The following is a 22,469-nucleotide window of genomic DNA, read 5'->3' as shown; positions in this document are numbered from 1 at the left end:
CTCCATTTTTCCAACCATGTGGCCCGGCCATAAATCATCACCCGGCGCTGGACCATTCACTTCCCATGGCCTGTCATCAACAATCGGTGATTGCAATTATTTCCAGTCTGACTTCGAAATTTGCTCTCGTTATGGTTGCATACATCTCGTTAAGGTTGTATATCTGCGTGTAGACACTTCAAACCAGACGGGTTCCTTCGCCATGAAAAAAGTCGCCATCAGCCTGTTCGCAATCCTCGCAAGCACCAGTTTCGCCATGGCCGCTGATGCTGGCTGCGATGCCTTCAAATGGCCGGTGACACGCGAGCAGGAACTGTTTCCGGCTGCGCCCGCCGCGCAGTCAGGTGCCTCTCTTGCTTTCGGCGAAGCCGCGGATATGGCGCTGGAGCCGGTCGATGCGGTCAGCTTCACGGTCTCACCGCAACGCGCGCCGGCAGCCGGCACGTTCGGCGCGACGGCAAACGTGGCCGTGCCACCGGAAGGAGAGCTCCAGATCAGCCTGTCCGACGAGGCCTGGGTCGACGTCATTCAGGATGGCCAGGCCGTGAAATCAGCGGGTTTCAGCGGCGTGAAGACCTGCCCCGGCATCCGCAAGAGCGTGCGCTTCAAGCTGACGCCTGGCGCAGCCACGATCCAGCTCAGCGGCGCCAGGAAAGAGAACCTCAAGGTCGCGGTGCTGGCGCCGGAGTGACCGCGCCCGGATGCGCGTCTCATCGCACCGGCGGCGCGATGAGAGCAGTTCCGTGCAGGCGAGTACAGGAGGGGGATCAGCGGCCCGGCGCGATCAGCGCGAAATAGGCGCCTTGCGGATCGGTGAACTGGGCAATCCATTGGCCGGTCGGCACCGGCATCGGACCCATGACAATCTTGCCGCCATTGTCGGTGACGCGTTTGGCGGCTGCGTCGATGGCGTCGACATTGAAGTAGAACAGCCACACCGGCACCGGCAGCTGTTGTGGCTTGTTCATGATGCCGCCGCCATTTTCGGGGCCGGCCGAGAAGGTCTGATAGATGCCCATCTCGCCGATGTCCATGCTACCGGCATCGGTCCAGCCGAACTGGCTGGAGTAGAAATCGAAGGCCTTCTGGCGGTCGGACGCATAAAGCTCGTGCCAGCCGACATGGCCCGGCGTCGTTGCCGGAAGGACGGGCTGGTCGGGACCATTGGGCTGCAGGAACATGAAGGCGGCGCCTTGCGGGTCGGCGACGACGGAGAAGCGGCCGACGCCGGGAATGTCGTCGGGTTCGCGGTGAACAGTCCCGCCGGCGGCTTTCAGTGCCTCGGTCGAGGCATCGGTATCGCTGGTGTGGACATAGCCGAACCAGGCCGGCTTCAGACCCGTCCTGGCTGCTTCCTCGGGCAGGGTCATCAGCCCGCCGACGCCACGCTCGGCGGAGTTCACCACGATATAGCGCGGCATGCCGGGCGCCTTGTCGAAGGGCTCGGCCCGCCAGCCGACCACGGTGGTGTAGAACGCTTGCGCCGCATCGAGGTCGCTGGTCATCAACTCGTACCAGAAGAAGGGCATTGGGGATCTCGGCATTCTCGGTCTCCTCACCTATGCATCGATCGTCGTCCGATCCATCAAAGGACGTTTTCAGCGACGCGAATCCGACAGCGAAGCGGAGAAAATTCAACGGCTGCGTTGACACATCGTTCCGCACTTCGCCCCACCGGCGGCTTGCACTTGGGGCGGTTTTCGACTTTCCTTGGGGCAAACGAGGGGTAGTCGTTTCATGCGCCTTATGTCGCTCACGCCTGAGCTTGTGTCACTGTGTCATCGCGAAGAGGTCGATCCCGGACCCGACTGCAGTTGGACGCAGCTGAACGATGAGGATTACCGGACATTAGCCTTGCGGCTGTCTGAAGAAGCAGACGAGGGGCCGTTATGGGTGTTCGCCTATGGCTCGCTGATCTGGAAGCCGGCTTTCGAGTCCGTCGAACGCCAGCGCGCCACCGCTTTCGGCTGGCACCGCTCCTTCTGCCTCGACATGGTGCGCTGGCGCGGCAGCGTCGCGCAGCCGGGGCTGATGATGGCACTCGAACGCGGCGGCCGATGCGACGGCGTCATCTACCGCCTGCCCGACGGCGACAAGCCGGAGCAGATCGAAAGACTGTTGCGGCGCGAGATCGACGACCATGAGAGTGTCAGCTCGGTCCGGTGGGTTCCGGTGCGCACGGAGCAGGGCCGGATACGGGCGCTCGGCTTCTGGGTCGGGGTGACGGGCAGGGGAACCTCGCTCGGGCAGCCGCTGGACACCGTGGCGGGGGTGCTTGCCAGAGCCTGCGGCCATGTCGGCTCAGGCGCGGAATATCTCTACAACACCGTCAGCCACCTCGAGGAATTCGGCATCCGCGACCGCAATCTGTGGCGGCTGCAGCAACTGGTCGCCGATGAGATCAGGTCGATCCACAGGGGTACTCCCTGAGGTCCATTACTAGGTCGTGAACCCATAAACGACGGTGGGCGGATGCTCAGTGATTTTGGATCGCTCCGAGCTTGATCCAAACCCATTCGGGGTTCCTGTCGTCGTCGGCCCAGATTTCGACCGACACAGGACCGGGTGGAACGGGTATATTTAGATAGTGGAACGAAGCGCTGTCGCTCACGGTTAGCACGCCAGTCGCAGCCTCGATAACACCGGTGAACATTTCTTTTCCCCCGGCATCACATTTCTCGTCACTGACGGTGACGAGCGAGGCTCCGTCGACATAGGAGAGCACATAGAAACACAAGCAATTAGCCGTCGCTGTCGCAAAGGACTGGCCTGTGTTGTCGGGAAATCTCACGTTCGGCGATGCGTCGGAGAGAAACAGGATCGGGTGCGTGGTCTCGATCTGCATTTGGAACTTGGACATCGCTTCCTCCGGTTGAGTATTCTCGCTTCTCCGGGGCCGCTCTCCAAGGCCTTTTCACAAAGTAATTGTCGGTTCGCAGACGCCACACCTGGCAGGCAGCCAGAGGTAAATCTCCCACGGGCTCCCACCGGTGAGCCGTCTCCCTATCATCGGTCATCGCCTTCTCCGTTGAATGAAAGCCGCGCATCGTGCTCAAGCGCCCTATCATTTCGCGCTGACCTGGAACAGCTTGCCGCGACTTGGAGCTTGTCGCGCTCCCCTCTTTGAGGACGCAACCGTCACTCATAACATGAGCAACTAAATCATATTATCAGCTAGTCTTTTCAGCGGCTTGGGTCGAAAATTGACCAATTGATAAAAAAATAAAACGTGCTAGCCTTCCCCAAAACGAAAACAGGGGAACTGACGATGCCAGAAGGCCAGTTCAAGGACGGCATTGCCGGCGGCCGGCTTGCCGCCGACCAGTACGCCGAGAATTTTTCCGATCTGCATCCGCCGCTCGATCACCACGAAGCGCTGGTCGAATCCGATCGCTGCTATTTCTGCTACGACGCGCCGTGCATGAATGCATGCCCGACCTCGATCGACATTCCGCTGTTCATCCGCCAGATATCGACCGGCAACCCGATCGGTTCGGCCAAGACGATTTTCGACCAGAACATACTAGGTGGCATGTGCGCCCGCGTCTGCCCGACCGAGACGCTGTGCGAAGAGGTCTGCGTGCGCGAGGTGGCGGAAGGCAAGCCGGTGCAGATCGGCCGCCTGCAGCGCTACGCCACCGATGTCGCCATGGCCGAGCACAAGCAGTTTTATTCGCGCGCTGAATCGACCGGCAAGTCGGTCGCCGTGGTCGGCGCCGGTCCGGCCGGCCTAGCCGCGGCGCACCGGCTCGCCCGCCATGGCCACGAGGTGGCCATACTGGAAGCCCGCCCGAAGGCCGGCGGCCTCAACGAATACGGCATCGCCGCCTACAAGAGCATCGACAATTTCGCCCAGGCCGAGGTCGACTATGTCACGGGGATCGGCGGCATCGATATCCAGAACGGCAGGGCGCTCGGCCGCGACTACCGGCTGTCGGACCTGATCCGGAATTACGATGCCGTCTTCCTCGGCATGGGGCTTGGCGGCGTCAATGCGCTGCGCGCCGATGGCGAGGAGGTCGGTGGCGTCGTCAATGCAGTCGAATTCATCGCCGAACTGCGCCAGGCCAGCGATCTCGCGAGCCTGCCAATCGGCCGGCGCGTCGTCGTCATCGGCGGCGGCATGACGGCGATCGACGCCGCCGTGCAGTCGAAGCTGCTCGGCGCCGAGGAGGTGACGATCTGCTACCGGCGCGGCCAGGAACACATGAACGCTTCCGAGTTCGAGCAGGATCTGGCAGCCGCCAACGGCGTCACCATCCGCCACTGGCTGCAGCCGAAGCGGGTCATTGTCGAAGGTGGCAAAGTGTCGGGCATCGAGCTCGAATACACAGCGATGAACGGCGACACGCTTGTCGGCACCGGCGAGCGGCTGACGCTGGCCGCCGACCAGGTGTTCAAGGCAATCGGCCAGAGCTTTGTGCCGGCGGCACTTAACGGCAGCGGTGCTGCGATCGAACTCGAAGCCGGCCGCATCAAGGTCGATGCCGAAGGGCGCACCTCGCTCGCCAATGTCTGGGCCGGCGGCGACTGCATTTTTGGCGGCGACGATTTGACGGTATCGGCCGTCGCGCAAGGCCGCGATGCGGCGGAGAGCATCAACCGGAGTCTGGCACAGGGATAGAGATCATGGCCTCAGTGGAATCAGGCATCGCGCGTCACTACGACGTCTCGGATCTTGAGCAGCACATTCTTGCCGTGCTCGCCGATACCGGCGTGGAAATTGCCCATCTACGCGCTGGCGATCTCGAAGCGGTCGACGAGTTCCACATTGGCGGTATCGCCGCCACCAGGGAACTCATCGGCCAGATGGGTTTGAAGCCGGGGGCCAGGCTGCTCGACATTGGTTCCGGCGTGGGTGGTCCAGCCCGCTTCGCCGCCAACAATGCCGGCGCCGATGTCACCGGCATTGATCTGACGCAAAGCTATGTCGACATCGCGACCAGCCTGTCGAAGCGGGTGGGAATGGCCGACAAAGTCCGGTTCGTGCAGGGCAGCGCGCTGGACATGCCGTTCAGCAACAAAAGCTTTGATACGGCCATGATCCTGCATGTCGGCATGAATCTTCCCGACAAGAAAAAGCTGATGAGCGAGGCGGCGCGTGTGCTCAAGCCGGGCGGCGTCTTTGCCGTCTACGATGTGATGCGGCTCAAGGCAGGTGCGCTGACCTATCCGCTGCCATGGGCATCCGACGAGAGCATGTCCTTCGTTGCCACGCCCGACGACTATCGTTCGGCTGCCGCCGCCGCGGGGTTCTCTGTAACCGCCGAGCGCCCTCGTGGCGCCTTCGCCATCGAATTTTTCGACACGATACGGGCGCGCATGGCTGCGGCGCAGGCGGAAGGAAAAAAGCCGCCGCCTGGCGTTAATCTTATCATGGGCGAGAACGCCGGCACCAAGATCGCCAATCTCACCCCCGCGCTTAAAGGCGGCATTCTCGCACCCGTGGAAATGCTCCTTCGTCTCGGTTGAAAGGGACCTGTCATGGCAGACATCCGCAACAATTTCGTCGGCATCAAATCGCCCAATCCGTTCTGGCTGGCTTCGGCGCCGCCGACCGACAAGGCCTACAATGTCATCCGCGCCTTCAAGGCGGGCTGGGGCGGCGTCGTGTGGAAGACGCTGGGCGAAGAAGGTCCGCCGGTGGTCAACGTCAACGGCCCGCGTTATGGCGCGATCTGGGGGGCGGACCGGCGCCTGCTCGGCCTCAACAATATCGAGCTGATCACCGACCGCGATTTGCAGGTAAATCTGCGCGAGATCAAGCAGGTCAAGAAGGACTGGCCCGACCGCGCCATCGTCGTCTCACTGATGGTGCCATGCGTCGAGGAAAGCTGGAAGGCGATCCTGCCGGTGGTCGAGGAGACCGAAGCCGACGGCATCGAGCTCAATTTCGGCTGCCCGCACGGCATGTCGGAACGCGGCATGGGCGCGGCTGTCGGCCAGGTGCCGGAATACATCGAAATGGTGGTGCGCTGGTGCAAGGCCAACACCCGCATGCCTGTCATCACCAAGCTGACACCGAATATCACCGATGTGCGCAAGCCGGCGCGCGCCGCACTCTCCGGCGGCACCGACGCGGTGTCGCTGATCAACACCATCAACTCGATCACCGGCGTCGACCTCGACAGTTTCGCGCCGCAGCCGACCATCGACGGCAAGGGCTCGCATGGCGGCTATTGCGGCCCGGCGGTGAAGCCGATTGCCATGAACATGGTGGCCGAGATCGCCCGCGATCCGGAAACGCACGGCCTGCCGATCTCCGGCATTGGCGGCATCACCACCTGGCGCGATGCGGCTGAATTCATGGCGCTCGGCGCCGGCAATGTGCAGGTGTGCACGGCGGCGATGACTTACGGCTTCAAGATCGTGCAGGAGATGATCGCCGGTCTCGAAAACTGGATGGACGAGAAAGGCCACGCCTCGCTCAACGACATTGTCGGCCGCGCCACGCCCAACGTCACCGACTGGCAGTATCTCAACCTCAATTACATCGCCAAGGCGCATATCGACCAGGACGCCTGCATCAAATGCGGCCGCTGCCACATCGCCTGCGAGGACACTTCGCACCAGGCAATCACCAACATGGTCGACGGCGTCAGGCATTTCGAGGTGATCGAGGCCGAATGCGTCGGCTGCAATCTGTGCGTCAATGTCTGCCCGGTCGAGAACTGCATCACCATGGAGCCGCTGGCCGCCGGCGTCATGGACCAGCGCACCGGCAAGCCGGTGTCGCCGGTCTATGCCAACTGGACGACGCACCCGAACAACCCGATGGCCAAGGTGGCCGCAGAGTAAGGAACGGGTCGAAGAAAAAAGCGGCGCTTTCGAGCGCCGTTTTTCATTTTACTATTGCAGATAAAATCTATCTAGGATAAAAGATATCCATGAATAGGAGCGCAACATCGTGAAGCTGGGCGAAGGTGTAGAAGCGGCCATCCATTGCGCGGCCACACTGGCCAGCGTGGAGGGCAACAGCACGATGCCGGGTGCTGCCTTGGCAGAGTCCTTCGGCCTGTCGCCGAGCTATCTGCTGAAACATCTGAACCAGCTGACGGCTGCGCGCATCCTGGAATCGGTGCCGGGACCGGCGGGCGGCTACCGGCTGGCGCGTCCGGCCGAGCGCATCACGCTGCTCGATATCGTGCTTGCGGTCGAGGGTCGCGAGCCGGCCTTCCGCTGCGGCGAGATCCGCCAGCGCGGCCCGGTCAAGATCGATGCTTCGGCCTATGTGAAGCCGTGCGGCATCAATGCCGCGATGCTGAAGGCCGAGCGCGCCTATCGCGCGGCCCTCGCGGAAACCCGGTTGTCCGACATCCTGGCTGACTACAAGGCCGAAGGCGATCCGCGATCGTTTGCCGCCAGCTGTGCCTTTGTCGCGCGCCATCAGCGGCCGCAGAAACCCGCTGCAGCCAAGCAAAGTTAACCCCCGCCAGACAGAAAGGAAAGACGATGAAACAGAGACTGCAATTCTTTGCCAAGGCGCCGGAAATCATGAAGGCGGTGTCAGCGCTCAACAAGGCGGTCGACGAATGCGGGCTTGAAGTGAGCCTGCTGCATTTGATCAAGCTCCGCGCCTCGCAGATCAATGGCTGCTCCTACTGCGTCGAGATGCATAGCCGCGAGGCGAGGCGCGATGGCGAAACCGAGACACGGCTCTATCTGGTTTCGGCCTGGCAGGAATCGCCGCTGTTTTCCGAACGCGAACGCGCGGCCCTTGCTTGGACCGAGGCAACGACCCTGATCGCCAACAATGGCGTTTCGGACGAACTCTATGCCCGCACGCTAGAGCACTTCTCGGAAGAGGAACTGGTCAAGCTGTCGGTCGCGATCGGCATGATCAACACCTGGAACCGGCTCTGCATCCCGTTCCACGCCATTCACCCGATGCCGGCTGCCAAAGCAGCCTGACCGTCCGGTTAGTCATGGAGCGCCGTGGAAAGGGCGGCGCTCCACCTGTTTCATGCTTAAGTACGGGGAAGATTTCATGCCTGTCGATTTGCCTTCGACCCTGTTGTTTCTCGGCCGCCTGTTGCTTGGCGGCGCCTTCGTTGTCGCGGGACTGCGCAATGTTCAAAACGAGGCGTTCCTGACCGGGCTGATGGCCGCGCGCGGCGTGCCGCAGGCGAGATTGGCGTTGTGGGCCGGCATCGTCCTGCAGACCATTGCCGGCGCGCTGGTGATGGCCGGCCTGTGGACCGCGATCGCCAGTGCTGTGCTGGTGCTGTTTCTCATTGTCGCGACGCCGATGTTCCACAATTTCTGGGACCATCAGGGCCCGGACCGGGCCTCGCGCATCAATGGCTTTGTCGGCAATGTTGCGCTGGCCGGCGGATTCCTGACGCTGATTGCGCAGTCGCTTTAGCGACTACGCCGCGTAGCGCAAACCGCCATCGCAGGTCAGCACCTGGCCGGTCATGAAGCCGTTGGAGACGAGAAAGGCGATTGCGCCGGCGACGTCTTCGGCGCGGCCGATCCTGCCCACCGGGGTTTTGCCGGCATATTCGCTGAACACCGCCTGCCGCTGGTCTTCGGCCAGAAAATCCCACCATGGCGTGTCGATGACGCCGGGCGCCACGACGTTGACGCGCAGAGGCTTCAGTTCGACCGCCAGGATCGGCACCACCGTCAACAACATGCCGTTGACGGCGGCGATGCCGGCCACGCCGGGCACCGACAATTGTGCCGACACCGCCGAGATGAAAGTGACCGATCCCGATCTGTTGAGCGTCGGCAAGGCTGCCTGCAGGCAGGACAGCTGCGGCCGGACTTTCTCGTCGACGCCGCCGGCGATGTCTGAGAGGTCGAGGGTTTCGAACGGCCCAAGTCCCTTGCCGCCGCTGGCAGCCAGCACGAGGTGATCGAACGGTCCGAGTTCCCCAAAGAACTGGCGGACTTCGTCCGGCTTCGAAGCATCGAAGGCAGCTTTCTCGGCGGCGCCGCCGAGGCTCTTCCAAGCGCTGGTGAGCTTGTCCTGGTTTCGTCCGGTGATGGTCACCTTCATGCCTGGGCCTAGCAGTTTTCGCGCCGTTGCCAGGCCGATGCCGGATGAGCCGCCGATGACGACCGTGTGTTCGATCTTGCCGGTCATGAATGCTGTTCCTTCGATTTTGGGGAAGCCTGGCCGACGAGGTCGAGGCTCAGGGTTCGCAATTGCTGTCTGGCCTTGGCGTCATAGGCTTGTGCGTCGGCGCGGGCCTCCCTTCGGCCGTCGAAATAGAGGCCGCTGCGGCCCTCCAGCGCGGGCGATGTCGCGAGGTTGAGAATGGCGTCGGCGCCGGTCTCGACCGAGCTCCATGGCGTCACGCCGGCCTGGCGGACCATGGTGGTGTTCATGTAGCTCGCCGGATGCAGAGCGTTGACGGTGACGCCGCTGCCTTTCAACTCTCCGGCGAGGTCGATGGTGAACAGGATCTGCGCCAGCTTGCTCTGGCAATAGGCGCGCACGCCGTCATAGGAACGTGTCAGCATGACATCGCCGAAATCGATCGCCTGCTGGCCGGCCGAGGCGACGTTGATGATGCGCGCCGGCGAACTCGCCTTGAGCAGCGGCAGCAGTTCCGAGGTCAGCAGGAAACCGGCGAGATAGTTGACCGCAAAGCGCAGTTCGAAGCCGTCGGCGCTGAGCTGTCGCTTGGCGCCGGCCGTGCCGATGCCGGCATTGTTGATGAGGATGTCGAGCCGGTCGGTTTTTGCGCGTACGGCCTCGGCGAGGCGGCGGACCTCGGCTAGCGAGGCGAGGTCCGCGGCGAGGAACTCGGCCTTGCCGCCGGCGGATTCGATTTCTGCGACGGTTGCCTTGCCGCGAGCCGCGTCACGGCCATGCACCAGCACGCGCGCGCCGCCGGCGCCCAGCCTTTGCGCGACGACACGGCCGACGCCGTCGGTCGAACCGGTGATGAGGATTGTCTTGTCTTTCAGATCCATATTCAGAGCCTCCATCTCTCTGGATGGAAGATGGGGCGCCTGACCCAGCCCAAACAGTTCAAACTTTATCCTGGTATCAATACTGCTATAATAGCTCTCATGGATGCCCCCACGCACTCCGCTGAAGACAGCCGCCGGCGCGAGCTTGGCGCCTTCCTGCGCTCGCGCCGCGAAAGATTGACGCCGTCCGCCACCGGCATCGCGACCGGCCTGCGGAGACGCACGCCAGGCTTGCGTCGCGAGGAAGTGGCGATGATCGCCGGCGTCGGCACCACCTGGTACACATGGCTAGAGCAGGGGCGCGAGGTCAGACCCTCGGTGGAGGTGCTAGCGGCGCTCAGCGAAGCGCTGCGCCTCGACGCCGTTGAAAGGCGGCATCTGTTCATCCTGGCAGGCCGCCAGCAACCGGAGAACCGCGTGGCTGCGCCGGAAAAGGTCGATGGCCCGCTAATGCATATGCTGGAGAGCCTGGTGCTGCAGCCGGCCTATGTCGTCGGGCGGCGCTGGGATGTGCTGGCCTGGAATCCGGCGGCGGTAGCGGTGTTCGGTGATTATGGCCTGCTAGAGGGCGACGCCCGCAACATCGTCCACATGGTGTTCACCAATCCGCATCACCGGCGCCTGCTGGTTGACTGGGAGCAATTGGCGCGCACCGTGCTGGCCTCGTTCCGGGCGGAAAGCGCCCGCTATGTGGGCGATGCGGATTTCGAGCGGCTGATCGTGCTTATGACGCGCTCAAGTCCGGAGTTTCGCGACTGGTGGCCGCAACGCGACGTGGCACGCCGATTGTCGGGGGTGAAACATGTCCGACATCCGAGCGCCGGCGCCATGACGTTCGAGCATATGAGCCTGTCGATCGACGACGGCTCGGACATGAAGCTGATCGTCTACACGCCGCTGGCCGAACAGAATTCGATCGAGAAGCTGCAGAATTTGCTTGAGGCGATGTCGGCGGAGCGCCGCAGCGCCTGACGCCCAAGGTCAGCCCTTCGGCTTCAGCCCATCAATGAACAACTGCTCCAGAAACCGCGCCGCATCCTCGAAGCGGCCGTCGCCGCCGCGATCGGGCCCAAGCACCGCGCGGACCTGGACATCGAAATCGGCATAGTGCTGCGTCGTCGCCCAGATCGAAAAGATCAGGTGCCAGGGATCGGTGCGGGCGATTTTTCCTGCGCGCATCCAGCCCTTGATGACGTTGGCCTTCTCGTCGACCAGCGTTTTCAGCTCACCCGCCAGCAGCGGCATGATGCGCGGCGCGCCTTGCAGGATCTCGTTGGCGAACAGCCGGCTTTCCCTGGGAAAATCACGCGCCATTTCGAGCTTGCGCCGGATGTAGCTCCTGAGCTCGGTCAGGGGGTCGCCGATGTCGTCGAGTTCACGTAGCGGCGCCAGCCACGTCGCCAGCAGCCGCTCCATCAGCGTTTCGTGGATGTCTTCCTTGCGGCGGAAATAGTAGAGCAGGTTCGGCTTCGACATCCCGGCGGCCTCGGCGATCTGGTCGATGGTCGAACCGCGAAAGCCGTTGGCGGAGAAGACTTCGAGGGCTGCCTCCAGGATCAGTTCGCGCTTTTCCTGCTGGATGCGGGTGCGGCGAGGGGCTGAGCCTTCCATGGCGCCGCTCACCCCTGCAAGCCTTGGCCGCAGGGTTCATCTGGACCAATTCTCTGGACCAGTTTTTCTCTTACCCGTGGAGCGCACTTCGCAGGCCGCATTTCCGCTAGTAATCCCTTGACCGCCGACAGGGCGGTGCTAACGTTTGTCCAATCGGTCAAAAATTTGCGTAGCATGAAAACGCAGCAAAGACCAAGCTTTGGAAAGACCAAGCGTTAGCCGCACCGAAACAGGTTACAAGGGGAAGTCTTGGTCATGTCCAACCGGCTGAAAGTCACGCCGAACGATCTCAGCGCATTCTGGATGCCGTTCACGGCAAACCGGCAGTTCAAACAGGCGCCGCGCATGTTCGTGTCCGCCAAGGACATGCACTACACCACCAGCGACGGCCGCAAGGTGCTCGACGGCACCGCCGGCCTCTGGTGCGTCAATGCCGGCCATTGCCGTCCCAAGATCACCGAGGCGATCCAGCACCAGGCGGCCGAACTCGACTATGCGCCGGCCTTCCAGATGGGCCACCCCATCGTGTTCGAGCTGGCCAACCGCCTGGTCGATCTCGCGCCCAAGGGCATGGACCATGTCTTCTTCACCAATTCCGGTTCGGAATCGGTCGAAACGGCGCTGAAGATGGCGATCGCCTATCACCGTGTGAAGGGCGAGGGCGCGCGCACCCGCCTGATCGGCCGCGAACGCGGCTATCACGGCGTCAATTTCGGCGGTATCTCGGTCGGCGGCATCGTCACCAACCGCAAGATGTTCGGCACGCTGCTCGGCGGCGTCGACCACATGCCGCACACGCATCTGCCGGAAAAGAACGCCTTCTCCAAGGGCGTGCCGGAATATGGCGCGGAACTCGCCAACGAGCTGGAGCGCATCGTTGCCCTGCATGACGCCTCGACCATCGCCGCCGTCATCGTCGAACCGGTCGCCGGCTCCACCGGCGTCATCCTGCCGCCGAAGGGCTATCTGCAGAAACTGCGCGAAATCTGCACCAAGCACGGCATCCTCTTGATCTTCGACGAGGTTATCACCGGTTTCGGCCGTCTCGGCGCGCCGTTCGCAGCGGATTATTTCGGCGTCACGCCCGACATCATGACCACCGCCAAGGGCGTCTCCAACGGCGTCATCCCGATGGGCGCGGTTTTCGTGAAGAAGGAAATCCACGACGCCTTCATGACCGGCCCCGAGCACATGATCGAGTTCTTCCACGGCTACACCTATTCGGGCAATCCGATCGCCTGTGCCGCCGCACTCGGCACGCTCGACACCTACAAGGAAGAGGGCCTGCTCACCCGTGGCGAGGAACTGGCGCCGTACTGGGAAGATGCGCTGCATTCGCTGAAGGGCGAGCCGCATGTCATCGACATCCGGAATATCGGCCTGATCGGCGCGATCGAACTGGCGCCGATCGCCGGCAGCCCGACCAAGCGGGCCTTCTCGGCCTTCGTCAAGGCGTTCGAGCGCGGCGCGCTGATCCGCACCACCGGCGACATCATCGCGCTGTCGCCGCCACTGATCATCACCAAGGGCCAGATCAACGAATTGATCGACCATGTCAGAGAAGTGCTGAGGGCGATCGATTGACAAACCGGGCGCGGATAGCCCTCCCCCTCGAGGGGAGGGTGGCCGCGAAGCGGTCGGGTGGGGTCGGTGCGACCGGACGCCGACCTGCTCTTTTGTTCCGAGGCCGCTCCTGATGCCCCGTACCCGCGTGAGCTTCGAAATGCGCCAAAAGGCGCGAGCGCTTCGAATTCACGCGACCAAGGGAGAATCGCTGCTGTGGTATGAACTGCGGGACCTGAAATCAGCCGGCATCAAGTTTCGCCGTCAGTGCCCGATTGGCCCGTACATCGTGGATTTTGCCTGCTTGGCGGTGAAGCTGATCGTTGAGGTCGATGGCGACATGCACGAACACGACAGGGGTAGGCGGCACGATGCCGTTCGCGATGCTTATCTGCGATCGCTCGGATTTGAAGTCTTCCGTGTTGACGAGCCCGATGTCATAAACAGCGCTTGGCACGTCGCGCAGGTGGTCAAAGAGAAGGTCGCGCGCGTCGCGGGCGACCCCACCCGACCGCTTCGCGGCCACCCTCCCCTCGAGGGGGAGGGGGACGCCGCCGCCCCGCAACCGATGAGGTTTTAGAGCATGGCCGCCCCGGGCGAGAATCTGCGAATCAATTCAGACCGTTTGTGGGATTCCATCATGGAGATGGCGAAGATCGGCCCCGGTATTGCCGGCGGCAACAATCGCCAGACCGTGACCGACGAGGACGGCGAGGGACGGCATCTGTTCAAGCGCTGGTGCGAGGCGGCCGGGCTCGAAATGGGGCTCGACGAAATGGGCACCATGTTTGCCCGCCGGGAAGGCGCTGATCCCAGCCTGCCGCCGGTTTATGTCGGCAGCCATCTCGACACGCAGCCGACCGGCGGCAAATATGACGGCGTGCTCGGCGTGCTCGGCGGGCTGGAGATTATTCGCTCGCTTAACGATCTCGGCATCCAGACCAGGCATCCGATCGTCGTTACCAACTGGACCAATGAGGAAGGCTCGCGCTTTGCCCCGGCTATGATGGCGTCCGGCGTGTTCGCCGGTGTGCTCGATCAGGCGGACGTGTATCAGCACACTGATAAACAGGGCAGGAAATTTGGCGAGGAGCTGGAGCGCATCGGCTGGAAAGGCACCGAGAAAGTCGGTGATCGCAAGATCCACGCCTTCTTCGAACTGCATATCGAGCAGGGGCCGATCCTCGAGGACGAAGGCATCGACATTGGCGTCGTCACCCACGGCCAGGGCCTGAAATGGCTGCAGGTAACGCTGACCGGCAAGGAGGCGCATACCGGCTCGACCCCGATGCCCAAGCGCCGTAATGCCGGGCTCGGCATGGCTCGGGTCATCGAACTGGTGCACGAGATCGCCATGGACTACCAGCCCGACGCCGTCGGCGCGGTCGGCCACATGGAGGTGTTTCCGAACTCGCGCAACATCATCGCCGGGCGCACCGTCTTCACCATCGACATCCGCTCGCCCGAGAAGGAAGTGCTGGACGCGATGGATGGGCGCATACGCGAAGGCATCGACACAATCTGTGAGGCGCTCGACATCCAGTACAAGGTCGAGCAGGTCGGCGCTTTCGATCCGGTCACCTTCGATGCCGGCTGCGTCAAGGCGATCCGCGACGCCGCCGATCGGCTCGGCTATTCCCACCGCAACATCGTCTCCGGCGCCGGCCACGACGCCTGCTGGATCAACCGCGTTGCGCCGACCGCCATGGTGATGTGCCCCTGCGTTGACGGGTTGTCACACAACGAGGCTGAGGAAATCACCAAGGAATGGGCCGGCGCCGGCGCCGACGTGCTGTTCCATGCGGTGGTAGAGACAGCGGGGATCGTGGCGTGAACTAAGATCTGTATTCAAAACGACGCTCACAAGAAGCGCGAAGAGAACAAGGGAACACGACAATGACCAAAGTCATCCGAAACGGCACCATCGTCACCGCCGACCGCACCTGGAAGGCCGATGTGCTGATGCAGCACGGCAAGATCGTCGCCATTGGCTCGAACCTGCATGGCGACCATGAGTTCGACGCCAGCGGCTGTTACGTCATGCCGGGCGGCATCGATCCGCACACCCATCTCGAAATGCCGTTCATGGGCACCTATTCGGCCGACGATTTCGAGTCCGGGACGCGTGCGGCCCTTTCCGGTGGCACCACGATGGTGGTCGATTTCTGCCTGCCGGCGCCGCAGCAATCGCTGCTGGAAGCGTTGCAGATGTGGGACAACAAGACCTCGAAGGCTGCCTGCGACTACTCCTTCCACATGGCGATCACCTGGTGGGGCAAGCAGGTGTTCGACGAGATGGCCACCGTCGTCGACAGGGGCATTACCTCGTTCAAGCATTTCATGGCCTACAAGGGCGCGCTGATGGTGGACGACGACGAGATGTACGCGTCGTTCCAGCGCTGCGCCGATCTCGGCGCGCTGCCGCTCGTTCATGCCGAGAATGGCGACGTGGTTGCGGCGCTGTCGCAAAAGCTGCTCGCTGCCGGCAATAATGGTCCCGAGGGACACGCCTATTCGCGGCCGCCGGAAGTGGAAGGCGAGGCGACCAACCGCGCCATCATGATCGCCGACATGGCCGGCGTGCCGCTCTATGTCGTGCATGTGTCCTGCGAGCAGAGCCACGAAGCCATCCGCCGCGCCCGCCAGAAGGGCATGCGGGTTTTCGGCGAGCCGCTGATCCAGCATCTGACGCTGGATGAAAGCGAGTATTTCGATAAGGATTGGGACCATGCGGCGCGCCGCGTCATGAGCCCGCCCTTCCGCAACAAGCTGCACCAGGATTCGCTGTGGGCCGGCCTGCAGGCGGGATCGCTGCAGGTGGTGGCGACCGACCACTGCGCCTTCACCACCAAGCAGAAGCGCAATGGCGTCGGCGATTTCACCAAGATCCCGAACGGCACCGGCGGGCTTGAAGACCGCTTGCCCGTGCTGTGGACGACGGGCGTCAACACCGGGCGGCTGACGATGAACGAGTTCGTCGCGGTGACTTCGACCAACATCGCCAAGATCCTCAACATGTATCCTAGGAAAGGCGCCATCGTCGAAGGCGCGGACGCCGACATCGTGGTGTGGGACCCCAGCGCCAAGAAGACCATCACCTCGAAGAAGCAGCAATCGGTGATCGACTACAACGTCTTCGAAGGTTTTGAGGTGACCGGCCTGCCGCGCTTCGTCTTTTCGCGCGGCGAATTGTCGGTCGAGGAAGCGGAGGTCAAGGCCAAGCCCGGCCATGGCGAATTCGTCGCCCGCGAGCCGAACGCGGCGGTCAACCGGGCTCTGTCGACCTGGAAGGACATTACCGCGCCGCGCAAGGTGGAACGCACCGGCATTCCGGCGACAGGCGTTTGACGTTGCGGAGCCCGGGGGCGCTCATTTCACTGGTCGTGGCGATGGTGGTCGCTGGTCCGGCAACAGGGGCCGAGAGGCTGGCCGGCTCCTGGGGCAACGATGCCGGCTGTGTCTTTGCAAAGGCCGGTTTTCAGGGCCGGGACGATTATATCGTGCTGACCGCCGAAGGCATCGAGACCTATGGCAGCGGCTGCCGGTTCGCGCAGCAATTGACGTGGGCGCCGGGCACGCAATCGCTTGATGCGACCTGTTCCGCCGAAGGCGAGGCGGGGACGACGGCTGAAACCGTTGTGGTCACCAACAAGGGCGAGGGTGGGTTCTTCGTGACCATTCCCTGTCTTGAAGAAATGGGGCCGTTGCAACCGTGTTCGTGACGTTGGAGCTGGGGGAATGAGCGCGCGCGGTTTGGGGCCGTCTGTTGCGATGGTAGTCGTTCTGGCTGCGGGTCAGGCCCTTGCGGCAGGCATCGACCTGACGAAACCCTATGGGGACAAATATGGCTGCATCAACCGCAACGGCCAGGAAGTCGCCGCCGATCGGATGCTGCTTTTGACCGACGAGGCATTGGTCACCGCCGCCAGCGCCTGCACCTTCACGGACAAGCAGGCGCAGGCTGATGGGTCGCTGGTGGTGACGGCAACATGCGAGGCGGAAGGCGAAGAAGGACAGGAGCCGACCAAATTCACCATCAAGCGCAGCGCCAAGAACGCCAAGAAGCTGACGGTCGCCGACGACGACGGCAATGTCATGGGCGAAGTGGCGCGGTGCAAATGACGGCAGTCCCGTCAGCGTCAGGCCACCAGCGCATCCAGTTCCGGCAACAGGACGACGCTTTCCTGTTCATTGGGATCGGTGCGGGCGATGACGGCCGAGGACGGGGCGTTGCTCAGATTGGCCGGCAGATGCGGTACGCCGGCCGGGATGTAGAAGAGGTCGCCGGCCTTGACGACGATGTGGTTCTCGAGCCTGTCGCCATACCATGTGTGGACCTCGCCCGAGAGCACATAGATCGCCGTCTCATGGCTTTCATGCAGATGCGCCTCGGCGCGGGCGCCAGGCGGCAGGGTGAGCAGATGCATGCAGATGCCGGACGAGCCGACCGTCTCGGCTGCAATGCCGGCAAAATAGGTCAGTCCCTGCTTGCCTTCATAAGTGCTTTCAGGACGGATAAGGTGACAAGTGGGTTTGGGCGACATCGGCAAGGCTCCGGGCGTCGATTGGGTGGGATTGGACGAGTGGAAAGCAACATCAACGCGAATGCAACGGCATTTCATCCTGGGCGGCTGCGAGAGGCAGGCAGCAAGCGATGACGGGACAATCGCCAGCCGTCGTCTCGGCAAGCAGACTTGGCCTTACCTTTCAGACCAATGACGGTCCGGTAGAGGCGCTCTCCAATGTCGACCTGACCATCGGCAAGGGCGAGTTCGTCTCCTTCATCGGCCCATCGGGCTGCGGCAAGACCACCTTGCTGCGCGTCATCGCCGATCTGGAAAAACCGACATCGGGCACGATCTCGGTCAACGGCATGACGCCGGAACAGGCGCGCGAGAAACGCGCTTATGGCTACGTCTTCCAGGCGGCAGCCCTTTTCCCGTGGCGCACGATCGAGCGTAACGTGGCGCTGCCGCTGGAGATCATCGGCCTTTCGAGAGCGGAGCAGGCCGAGCGCATCAAGCGCACGATGGAGCTCGTCAACCTCTCCGGCTTCGAGAAGAAATACCCCTGGCAGCTTTCCGGCGGCATGCAGCAGCGCGCTTCGATCGCCCGCGCGCTCGCCTTCGACGCCGACCTGTTGCTGATGGACGAGCCCTTCGGCGCGCTGGACGAGATCGTGCGCGATCATCTCAATGAACAGCTTCTGGAATTGTGGGCGCGCACCAACAAGACGATCTGCTTCGTCACCCATTCCATCCCCGAGGCGGTGTATCTGTCGACGCGCATCGTCGTCATGTCGCCGCGCCCAGGTCGGGTTACCGACATCATCGAATCGACGCTGCCAAAGGAGCGGCCACTGGACATCCGCGAGACGCCGGAATTTTTGGCGATCGCGGCCAGGGTACGCGATGGCTTGAGGGCAGGGCACAGCTATGATGATTGAGGGGGTAGCGAATGAGTGCGGACGTCGCCGCCACGCCTTCGTCATCCTAGGGCGAAGCAAGGAGCGAAGCGACGCGGCGCAGACCCTAGGATCCATACCGTTACCTATACGGTCCGCAACGGTGCAAAACGGTGCACACGCCGCTGCGCCCGCGAAGGCGAACATTCTCAACCGCTTATACCCCTCGGCCAACGTCACGGAATGGATCCTAGGGTCTGCACGACGCTTCGCGTCGCTCCGCCCTAGGATGACGAACGCGGAGGTGGTCGGCCTCCGCTTCGCTCCGGCCACCCTCTTCCCGGCGGGGAGAGGAGAAGGGGAGCGCGCCTGATGGACACCTTCCGCGAAAAATTCATCCCCGTGACCTCCATCCTCCTGGGCGTGGTGGTGCTCTGGTATGTCTTCGCCGTCATCCTAAACGCGCCCTTCCAGCGCGACCTCGACCGGCGCGCCGGGGAAACCCACGACACCGTCGAATTCATCGGCAAGACGCTGTCGCAGCCCAAGCCGACGCTGCCGGCGCCGCATCAGGTGGCGGTGAACTTCTTCGAGAACACCTTCCTGCGGCCCATCACATCGAGCCGAAGCCTCGTCTACAATGCCTGGGTGACCCTGTCGTCGACGTTGCTCGGCTTTGCCTTCGGCACGGCGCTCGGCATCGTCATCGCGGTTGGCATCGTGCATGTGGCGACGCTCGACCGCAGCCTGATGCCGTGGATCATCGCCTCCCAGACGATTCCCATTCTGGCGGTGGCGCCGATGATCATCGTCGTGCTGGGGGCGATCGGCATCAGCGGTCTGATCCCAAAGGCGATGATCTCGACCTACCTGTCGTTCTTCCCGGTGACGGTTGGCATGGTGAAGGGCCTGCGCTCGCCCGAACTCATGCATCTCGACCTGATGCACACCTACAATGCCAGTGTCTCGCAGACCTTCTGGAAGCTGCGGGTGCCGGCCTCGGTGCCGTTCCTGTTCACCTCGATGAAGGTGGCGGTGGCGGCGAGCCTGGTCGGCGCCATTGTCGGCGAACTGCCGACCGGTGCTGTCGCCGGCATCGGCGCCAAGCTTTTGGCAGGCGCCTATTACAGCCAGTCCATCGACATCTGGTCCGCCCTTGTGGCGGGCTCGGTGGTGGCGGCCCTTCTGGTCATGGTGGTCGGCATAGCCGGGCGCCTCGTTGACCGCGCGATGGGCGGGAGGCCGGCATGAACTGGCTGAAGCCCTCCTGGCAAGCCGTGCTGGCCATTGCGCTGTGCCTCGTCGCCGTCGCGCTCGGTGCGATGTCGAAGCCGGAAGCGGCCGCCCTTGCAGACCCGACAGCAAGCTTCGACTACCCCTATTTCGGGATAAAGACCCCGATGATCGGCCTGGCCGTGCTGGCAGGGCTGATCTCGATGATCAGAATTTCGCCGCTGGCCGAGGCTGCGGTGCTGTTCATCGGCGCTCATCTCGTCGCCTGGATGCTGATCTCGGGCATTACAGGTTTCGAAGGCACGGCATTGGCGCCTTATTTCCTGCTGCTCGCCGCTGCCTGGCTGCTGGCCTGGCGCTGTGTGGCGGTGCTGTCGGGGCTTCGCCCGATGGCAAAAGGGGCGCGGATGGCGCTGCGCCTCATCATCCCGGCGATCTTCGGCGCCTGGATCCTGATCATATGGGAAGCGGTGACGCGTGGCGCCGGCATTCCCTTCATCCTTTTGCCGCCGCCGAGCGCCATCGGTGTGCGCATCGCCAGTTCCCTGCCGGTGCTCGGCGCCGATATCAGGCAGACCATCTTCAAGGCGGTGATCTTCGGTTATGTCATCGGCAGCGGCGCCGGCTTCCTGGTGGCGATTGCGGCCGACCGCGTGCCGTTCCTGCGCCGCGGTCTGCTGCCGATCGGCAATATGGTCTCGGCGCTGCCGATCATCGGTGTGGCGCCGATCATGGTGATGTGGTTCGGCTTCGACTGGCCGTCCAAGGCCGCGGTCGTCATCATCATGACCTTCTTCCCAATGCTGGTGAACACGGTTGCCGGTCTTGCCGCCTCCGGCCATATGGAGCGCGATTTGATGCGCACGTATGCGTCGGGCTACTGGCCAACACTCTTGAAGCTCAGACTGCCGGCGGCAGCGCCCTTCATCTTCAACGCGCTCAAGATCAACTCGACGCTGGCGCTGATCGGCGCCATCGTCGCCGAGTTCTTCGGCACGCCTGTGGTCGGCATGGGCTTTCGCATCTCGACCGAGGTCGGGCGGATGAACATCGACATGGTCTGGGCCGAAATCGCAGTTGCAGCACTGGCGGGTTCGGTCTTTTATGGCGTGGTCGCTCTCGTCGAGAGAGCCGTCACGTTTTGGCATCCCTCTGTCCGTGGTGGATAGGGCGGTGGGTTCGGGTGTTAACTTCAGAGGGTAAAAACATGAAAAGACTGATCATTCCGATGCTGGCCGGCGCGATGTCGCTGGCCGCGTTCCAGGCAATGGCCGCCGACAAGGTGACGTTGCAGCTGAAATGGGTCACGCAGGCGCAGTTTGCCGGCTACTATGTCGCCAAGGCCAAGGGTTTTTATGAAGCCGAAGGCCTCGACGTCGACATCAAGCCGGGCGGTCCCGATATCGCACCCGAGCAGGTGATCGCCGGCGGTGGCGCCGACGTCATCGTCGACTGGATGGGCGGGGCACTCGCCGCGCGCGAAAAGGGCGTGCCGCTGGTCAACATCGCCCAGCCGTTCAAGAAGGCCGGCATGGAGCTGGTCTGCCCGAAGGACGGCCCGATCAAGACCGAAGCCGATTTCAAGGGTCACACGCTCGGCGTCTGGTTCTTCGGCAACGAATATCCATTCTACGCCTGGATGAACAAGCTCGGCCTGAAGACCGAAGGCGGCCCGGACGGCGTCACGGTTCTGAAGCAGAGCTTCGACGTGCAGCCGTTGATCCAGAAGCAGGCGGATTGCATTTCGGTCATGACCTACAACGAGTACTGGCAGCTGATCGATGCCGGCTACAAGCCGGACCAGCTGACCGTGTTCAACTACTCGGCGATGGGCAACGACCTGCTGGAGGACGGGCTCTACGCCTCGGAAGACAAGCTCAAGGATCCGGCTTTCGACGACAAGATGGTGCGTTTCGTGCGCGCCTCGATGAAGGGCTGGAAATATGCCATCGACAACAATGACGAGGCCGCGGGCATTGTCATGGACGGCGGTGGCCAGGACGAAAACCACCAGAAGCGGATGATGAGCGAAGTCGCCAAGCTGATCGACAATGCCGACGGCAAGCTCGACCCGGCGACCTACGAGCGCACCGCCAAGGCGCTGCTCGACCAGAAGATCATCACCAAGGCGCCGACCGGCGCCTACACCACGGCCATCACCGACAAGGCGATCAAATAAGCCTGGCCAGGCAATTTCGACCTCGAGAGCGGCGCCTTTGACCAAATGTCAGAGGCGCCGTTCCTTTATGGTGTTCATGACGAAGCTGGTCTCAATCGAGGCGACGCATTTCAGCCGCGCGATCTTTTCCTTGATGAAGCGCTCGTACTGTTCGAGGCTGCCGGTCACCACCTTCAGCACATAGTCGCGCGACCCGGTGACGAGGTGGCATTCCAGCACCTCCTCCCACCCGCGGATGGCGTCCTCGAACATGACGATCTCGTCCTCGTTCTGGCGGCTGAGCCGAACGGTGGCGATGGCGACCATGTTCCAGCCGAAGGCTGAGGGATCAACCAGCGTGGTATAGCCCCTGATGATGCCGGCCTCCTCCAGCCGGCGTACCCTCCTCAAACATGGCGATGGCGACAGGCCGATGCGCTCCGCAAGCTCATTGTTGGTGATGCGGGCGTCGGCCTGCAGCTCGCGCAGGATCTTGCGGTCGAAATCGTCGGCTATCTTCTGCTGCACTTTTGCTCTCGCTCGGCAATTTGTTGCCGGGATGCAGCCATGCGA

The 22,469-nt window shown here is 62.8% G+C and carries 26 protein-coding genes; 19 read left to right on the top strand and 7 right to left on the bottom strand.

Annotated elements, in window-relative coordinates; genetic code table 11:
* Nucleotides 1-202: 202 nt before the first annotated feature.
* Nucleotides 203-691: a hypothetical protein gene (locus tag NKL06_RS30960; RefSeq protein ID WP_023690819.1), complete on the top strand. Its 489-nt coding sequence runs from the start codon at nucleotides 203-205 to the stop codon at nucleotides 689-691.
* A gap of 76 nt (nucleotides 692-767) precedes the next feature.
* Here the strand turns inward: NKL06_RS30960 and NKL06_RS30955 are convergent, their stop codons facing one another.
* Nucleotides 768-1,544 carry a VOC family protein gene (locus tag NKL06_RS30955; RefSeq protein WP_023690820.1) on the bottom strand — a complete coding sequence of 259 codons (777 nt, stop codon included), beginning with the start codon at nucleotides 1,542-1,544 and terminating at the stop codon, nucleotides 768-770.
* Nucleotides 1,545-1,737: 193 nt separating this feature from the next.
* On the opposite strand from NKL06_RS30955, the gene NKL06_RS30950 reads away from it, so the two are divergent.
* Nucleotides 1,738-2,430 (top strand): gamma-glutamylcyclotransferase, encoded by a 693-nt coding sequence (locus NKL06_RS30950; protein WP_023690821.1) that lies wholly within the window; start codon nucleotides 1,738-1,740, stop codon nucleotides 2,428-2,430.
* A 46-nt stretch (nucleotides 2,431-2,476) separates the two neighbouring features.
* Here the strand turns inward: NKL06_RS30950 and NKL06_RS30945 are convergent, their stop codons facing one another.
* Complete coding sequence (locus NKL06_RS30945) at nucleotides 2,477-2,860, bottom strand: hypothetical protein (RefSeq protein ID WP_023807319.1); 384 nt, start codon at nucleotides 2,858-2,860, stop codon at nucleotides 2,477-2,479.
* A 408-nt stretch (nucleotides 2,861-3,268) separates the two neighbouring features.
* On the opposite strand from NKL06_RS30945, the gene NKL06_RS30940 reads away from it, so the two are divergent.
* The 6 genes from NKL06_RS30940 to NKL06_RS30915 all read left to right on the top strand — a co-directional run bounded on the left by NKL06_RS30940 (nucleotide 3,269) and on the right by NKL06_RS30915 (nucleotide 8,365).
* Complete coding sequence (locus NKL06_RS30940) at nucleotides 3,269-4,624, top strand: NAD(P)-dependent oxidoreductase (protein ID WP_023690823.1); 1,356 nt, start codon at nucleotides 3,269-3,271, stop codon at nucleotides 4,622-4,624.
* 5 nt (nucleotides 4,625-4,629) lie between these two features.
* Nucleotides 4,630-5,472 (top strand): class I SAM-dependent methyltransferase, encoded by an 843-nt coding sequence (locus NKL06_RS30935; protein WP_023690824.1) that lies wholly within the window; start codon nucleotides 4,630-4,632, stop codon nucleotides 5,470-5,472.
* Nucleotides 5,473-5,484: 12 nt separating this feature from the next.
* On the top strand, nucleotides 5,485-6,798 hold the full coding sequence (gene preA, locus NKL06_RS30930; protein ID WP_023690825.1) for an NAD-dependent dihydropyrimidine dehydrogenase subunit PreA: 1,314 nt from the start codon (nucleotides 5,485-5,487) through the stop codon (nucleotides 6,796-6,798).
* A 109-nt stretch (nucleotides 6,799-6,907) separates the two neighbouring features.
* The gene (locus tag NKL06_RS30925; RefSeq protein WP_023690826.1) at nucleotides 6,908-7,426 is read left to right on the top strand and encodes an RrF2 family transcriptional regulator; all 519 of its coding nucleotides are present in this window, start codon (nucleotides 6,908-6,910) and stop codon (nucleotides 7,424-7,426) included.
* A gap of 26 nt (nucleotides 7,427-7,452) precedes the next feature.
* The gene (locus NKL06_RS30920; protein ID WP_023690827.1) at nucleotides 7,453-7,911 is read left to right on the top strand and encodes a carboxymuconolactone decarboxylase family protein; all 459 of its coding nucleotides are present in this window, start codon (nucleotides 7,453-7,455) and stop codon (nucleotides 7,909-7,911) included.
* A gap of 76 nt (nucleotides 7,912-7,987) precedes the next feature.
* Nucleotides 7,988-8,365, top strand: a complete 378-nt coding sequence (locus NKL06_RS30915; protein ID WP_023690828.1) for a DoxX family protein — start codon at nucleotides 7,988-7,990, stop codon at nucleotides 8,363-8,365.
* Nucleotides 8,366-8,368: 3 nt separating this feature from the next.
* Here the strand turns inward: NKL06_RS30915 and NKL06_RS30910 are convergent, their stop codons facing one another.
* The gene (locus NKL06_RS30910) at nucleotides 8,369-9,091 is read right to left on the bottom strand and encodes an SDR family oxidoreductase (protein WP_023690829.1); all 723 of its coding nucleotides are present in this window, start codon (nucleotides 9,089-9,091) and stop codon (nucleotides 8,369-8,371) included.
* Complete coding sequence (locus tag NKL06_RS30905) at nucleotides 9,088-9,927, bottom strand: SDR family oxidoreductase (protein WP_023690830.1); 840 nt, start codon at nucleotides 9,925-9,927, stop codon at nucleotides 9,088-9,090. Before NKL06_RS30905 ends, NKL06_RS30910 begins: the two co-directional genes overlap by 4 nt.
* A 99-nt stretch (nucleotides 9,928-10,026) precedes the next feature.
* Here NKL06_RS30905 and NKL06_RS30900 point away from each other — a divergent pair, with 99 nt between their 5' ends.
* Nucleotides 10,027-10,899: a helix-turn-helix transcriptional regulator gene (locus NKL06_RS30900; RefSeq protein WP_023668210.1), complete on the top strand. Its 873-nt coding sequence runs from the start codon at nucleotides 10,027-10,029 to the stop codon at nucleotides 10,897-10,899.
* 9 nt (nucleotides 10,900-10,908) lie between these two features.
* Here NKL06_RS30900 and NKL06_RS30895 read toward each other — a convergent pair whose 3' ends face one another.
* Complete coding sequence (locus tag NKL06_RS30895; RefSeq protein WP_023668211.1) at nucleotides 10,909-11,538, bottom strand: TetR family transcriptional regulator C-terminal domain-containing protein; 630 nt, start codon at nucleotides 11,536-11,538, stop codon at nucleotides 10,909-10,911.
* Between the two features lie 255 nt (nucleotides 11,539-11,793).
* Between NKL06_RS30895 and aptA the strand changes: the two genes are divergently transcribed.
* The 6 genes from aptA (at nucleotide 11,794) to NKL06_RS30865 (ending at nucleotide 17,223) form a co-directional block, all read left to right on the top strand.
* Nucleotides 11,794-13,122: an omega-aminotransferase AptA gene (aptA, locus tag NKL06_RS30890; protein WP_023687994.1), complete on the top strand. Its 1,329-nt coding sequence runs from the start codon at nucleotides 11,794-11,796 to the stop codon at nucleotides 13,120-13,122.
* Between the two features lie 112 nt (nucleotides 13,123-13,234).
* A complete protein-coding gene (locus tag NKL06_RS30885) occupies nucleotides 13,235-13,681 on the top strand; it encodes an endonuclease domain-containing protein (RefSeq protein WP_023690831.1) in 447 nt (148 codons plus the stop codon).
* A gap of 3 nt (nucleotides 13,682-13,684) precedes the next feature.
* Nucleotides 13,685-14,935 carry a Zn-dependent hydrolase gene (locus NKL06_RS30880; RefSeq protein ID WP_023690832.1) on the top strand — a complete coding sequence of 417 codons (1,251 nt, stop codon included), beginning with the start codon at nucleotides 13,685-13,687 and terminating at the stop codon, nucleotides 14,933-14,935.
* Nucleotides 14,936-14,997: 62 nt separating this feature from the next.
* Complete coding sequence (gene hydA, locus NKL06_RS30875) at nucleotides 14,998-16,449, top strand: dihydropyrimidinase (RefSeq protein ID WP_023682186.1); 1,452 nt, start codon at nucleotides 14,998-15,000, stop codon at nucleotides 16,447-16,449.
* On the top strand, nucleotides 16,446-16,823 hold the full coding sequence (locus tag NKL06_RS30870; RefSeq protein ID WP_023690833.1) for a hypothetical protein: 378 nt from the start codon (nucleotides 16,446-16,448) through the stop codon (nucleotides 16,821-16,823). Before hydA ends, NKL06_RS30870 begins: the two co-directional genes overlap by 4 nt.
* A gap of 16 nt (nucleotides 16,824-16,839) precedes the next feature.
* Nucleotides 16,840-17,223 carry a hypothetical protein gene (locus NKL06_RS30865; RefSeq protein ID WP_031194883.1) on the top strand — a complete coding sequence of 128 codons (384 nt, stop codon included), beginning with the start codon at nucleotides 16,840-16,842 and terminating at the stop codon, nucleotides 17,221-17,223.
* Between the two features lie 17 nt (nucleotides 17,224-17,240).
* Here the strand turns inward: NKL06_RS30865 and NKL06_RS30860 are convergent, their stop codons facing one another.
* The gene (locus NKL06_RS30860) at nucleotides 17,241-17,645 is read right to left on the bottom strand and encodes a cupin domain-containing protein (RefSeq protein WP_031207984.1); all 405 of its coding nucleotides are present in this window, start codon (nucleotides 17,643-17,645) and stop codon (nucleotides 17,241-17,243) included.
* A 110-nt stretch (nucleotides 17,646-17,755) separates the two neighbouring features.
* Between NKL06_RS30860 and NKL06_RS30855 the strand changes: the two genes are divergently transcribed.
* From NKL06_RS30855 to NKL06_RS30840, 4 genes are all read left to right on the top strand, one after another.
* On the top strand, nucleotides 17,756-18,547 hold the full coding sequence (locus NKL06_RS30855; protein ID WP_023687997.1) for an ABC transporter ATP-binding protein: 792 nt from the start codon (nucleotides 17,756-17,758) through the stop codon (nucleotides 18,545-18,547).
* Nucleotides 18,548-18,877: 330 nt separating this feature from the next.
* Nucleotides 18,878-19,756, top strand: coding sequence for an ABC transporter permease (locus tag NKL06_RS30850; protein ID WP_023690837.1), 879 nt, complete (start codon nucleotides 18,878-18,880; stop codon nucleotides 19,754-19,756).
* Nucleotides 19,753-20,907, top strand: coding sequence for an ABC transporter permease (locus NKL06_RS30845; protein ID WP_023682179.1), 1,155 nt, complete (start codon nucleotides 19,753-19,755; stop codon nucleotides 20,905-20,907). Before NKL06_RS30850 ends, NKL06_RS30845 begins: the two co-directional genes overlap by 4 nt.
* Before the next feature lie 38 nt (nucleotides 20,908-20,945).
* Nucleotides 20,946-21,917: an ABC transporter substrate-binding protein gene (locus NKL06_RS30840; protein WP_023690838.1), complete on the top strand. Its 972-nt coding sequence runs from the start codon at nucleotides 20,946-20,948 to the stop codon at nucleotides 21,915-21,917.
* 48 nt (nucleotides 21,918-21,965) lie between these two features.
* Here NKL06_RS30840 and NKL06_RS30835 read toward each other — a convergent pair whose 3' ends face one another.
* On the bottom strand, nucleotides 21,966-22,424 hold the full coding sequence (locus tag NKL06_RS30835; RefSeq protein ID WP_023690839.1) for an Lrp/AsnC family transcriptional regulator: 459 nt from the start codon (nucleotides 22,422-22,424) through the stop codon (nucleotides 21,966-21,968).
* Nucleotides 22,425-22,469: the final 45 nt, after the last annotated feature.

Origin of the sequence: Mesorhizobium sp. C268A, assembly GCF_040324475.1 — a bacterium.
Taxonomy (GTDB): Bacteria; Pseudomonadota; Alphaproteobacteria; order Rhizobiales; family Rhizobiaceae; genus Mesorhizobium.
Note: the sequence above shows the minus strand (reverse complement) of the source record. Positions and strands in the feature narration are given on the sequence as shown.

Coding starts and splice junctions, on each gene's coding strand:
- NKL06_RS30960 (WP_023690819.1), top strand. CDS start 203: ATGAAAAAAGTCGCCATCAGCCTGTTCGCAATCCTCGCAAGCACCAGT.
- NKL06_RS30955 (WP_023690820.1), bottom strand. CDS start 1,544: ATGCCGAGATCCCCAATGCCCTTCTTCTGGTACGAGTTGATGACCAGC.
- NKL06_RS30950 (WP_023690821.1), top strand. CDS start 1,738: ATGCGCCTTATGTCGCTCACGCCTGAGCTTGTGTCACTGTGTCATCGC.
- NKL06_RS30945 (WP_023807319.1), bottom strand. CDS start 2,860: ATGTCCAAGTTCCAAATGCAGATCGAGACCACGCACCCGATCCTGTTT.
- NKL06_RS30940 (WP_023690823.1), top strand. CDS start 3,269: ATGCCAGAAGGCCAGTTCAAGGACGGCATTGCCGGCGGCCGGCTTGCC.
- NKL06_RS30935 (WP_023690824.1), top strand. CDS start 4,630: ATGGCCTCAGTGGAATCAGGCATCGCGCGTCACTACGACGTCTCGGAT.
- preA (WP_023690825.1), top strand. CDS start 5,485: ATGGCAGACATCCGCAACAATTTCGTCGGCATCAAATCGCCCAATCCG.
- NKL06_RS30920 (WP_023690827.1), top strand. CDS start 7,453: ATGAAACAGAGACTGCAATTCTTTGCCAAGGCGCCGGAAATCATGAAG.
- NKL06_RS30915 (WP_023690828.1), top strand. CDS start 7,988: ATGCCTGTCGATTTGCCTTCGACCCTGTTGTTTCTCGGCCGCCTGTTG.
- NKL06_RS30910 (WP_023690829.1), bottom strand. CDS start 9,091: ATGACCGGCAAGATCGAACACACGGTCGTCATCGGCGGCTCATCCGGC.
- NKL06_RS30905 (WP_023690830.1), bottom strand. CDS start 9,927: ATGGATCTGAAAGACAAGACAATCCTCATCACCGGTTCGACCGACGGC.
- NKL06_RS30900 (WP_023668210.1), top strand. CDS start 10,027: ATGGATGCCCCCACGCACTCCGCTGAAGACAGCCGCCGGCGCGAGCTT.
- NKL06_RS30895 (WP_023668211.1), bottom strand. CDS start 11,538: ATGGAAGGCTCAGCCCCTCGCCGCACCCGCATCCAGCAGGAAAAGCGC.
- aptA (WP_023687994.1), top strand. CDS start 11,794: ATGTCCAACCGGCTGAAAGTCACGCCGAACGATCTCAGCGCATTCTGG.
- NKL06_RS30885 (WP_023690831.1), top strand. CDS start 13,235: ATGCCCCGTACCCGCGTGAGCTTCGAAATGCGCCAAAAGGCGCGAGCG.
- NKL06_RS30880 (WP_023690832.1), top strand. CDS start 13,685: ATGGCCGCCCCGGGCGAGAATCTGCGAATCAATTCAGACCGTTTGTGG.
- hydA (WP_023682186.1), top strand. CDS start 14,998: ATGACCAAAGTCATCCGAAACGGCACCATCGTCACCGCCGACCGCACC.
- NKL06_RS30865 (WP_031194883.1), top strand. CDS start 16,840: ATGAGCGCGCGCGGTTTGGGGCCGTCTGTTGCGATGGTAGTCGTTCTG.
- NKL06_RS30860 (WP_031207984.1), bottom strand. CDS start 17,645: ATGTCGCCCAAACCCACTTGTCACCTTATCCGTCCTGAAAGCACTTAT.
- NKL06_RS30855 (WP_023687997.1), top strand. CDS start 17,756: ATGACGGGACAATCGCCAGCCGTCGTCTCGGCAAGCAGACTTGGCCTT.
- NKL06_RS30850 (WP_023690837.1), top strand. CDS start 18,878: ATGGACACCTTCCGCGAAAAATTCATCCCCGTGACCTCCATCCTCCTG.
- NKL06_RS30845 (WP_023682179.1), top strand. CDS start 19,753: ATGAACTGGCTGAAGCCCTCCTGGCAAGCCGTGCTGGCCATTGCGCTG.
- NKL06_RS30840 (WP_023690838.1), top strand. CDS start 20,946: ATGAAAAGACTGATCATTCCGATGCTGGCCGGCGCGATGTCGCTGGCC.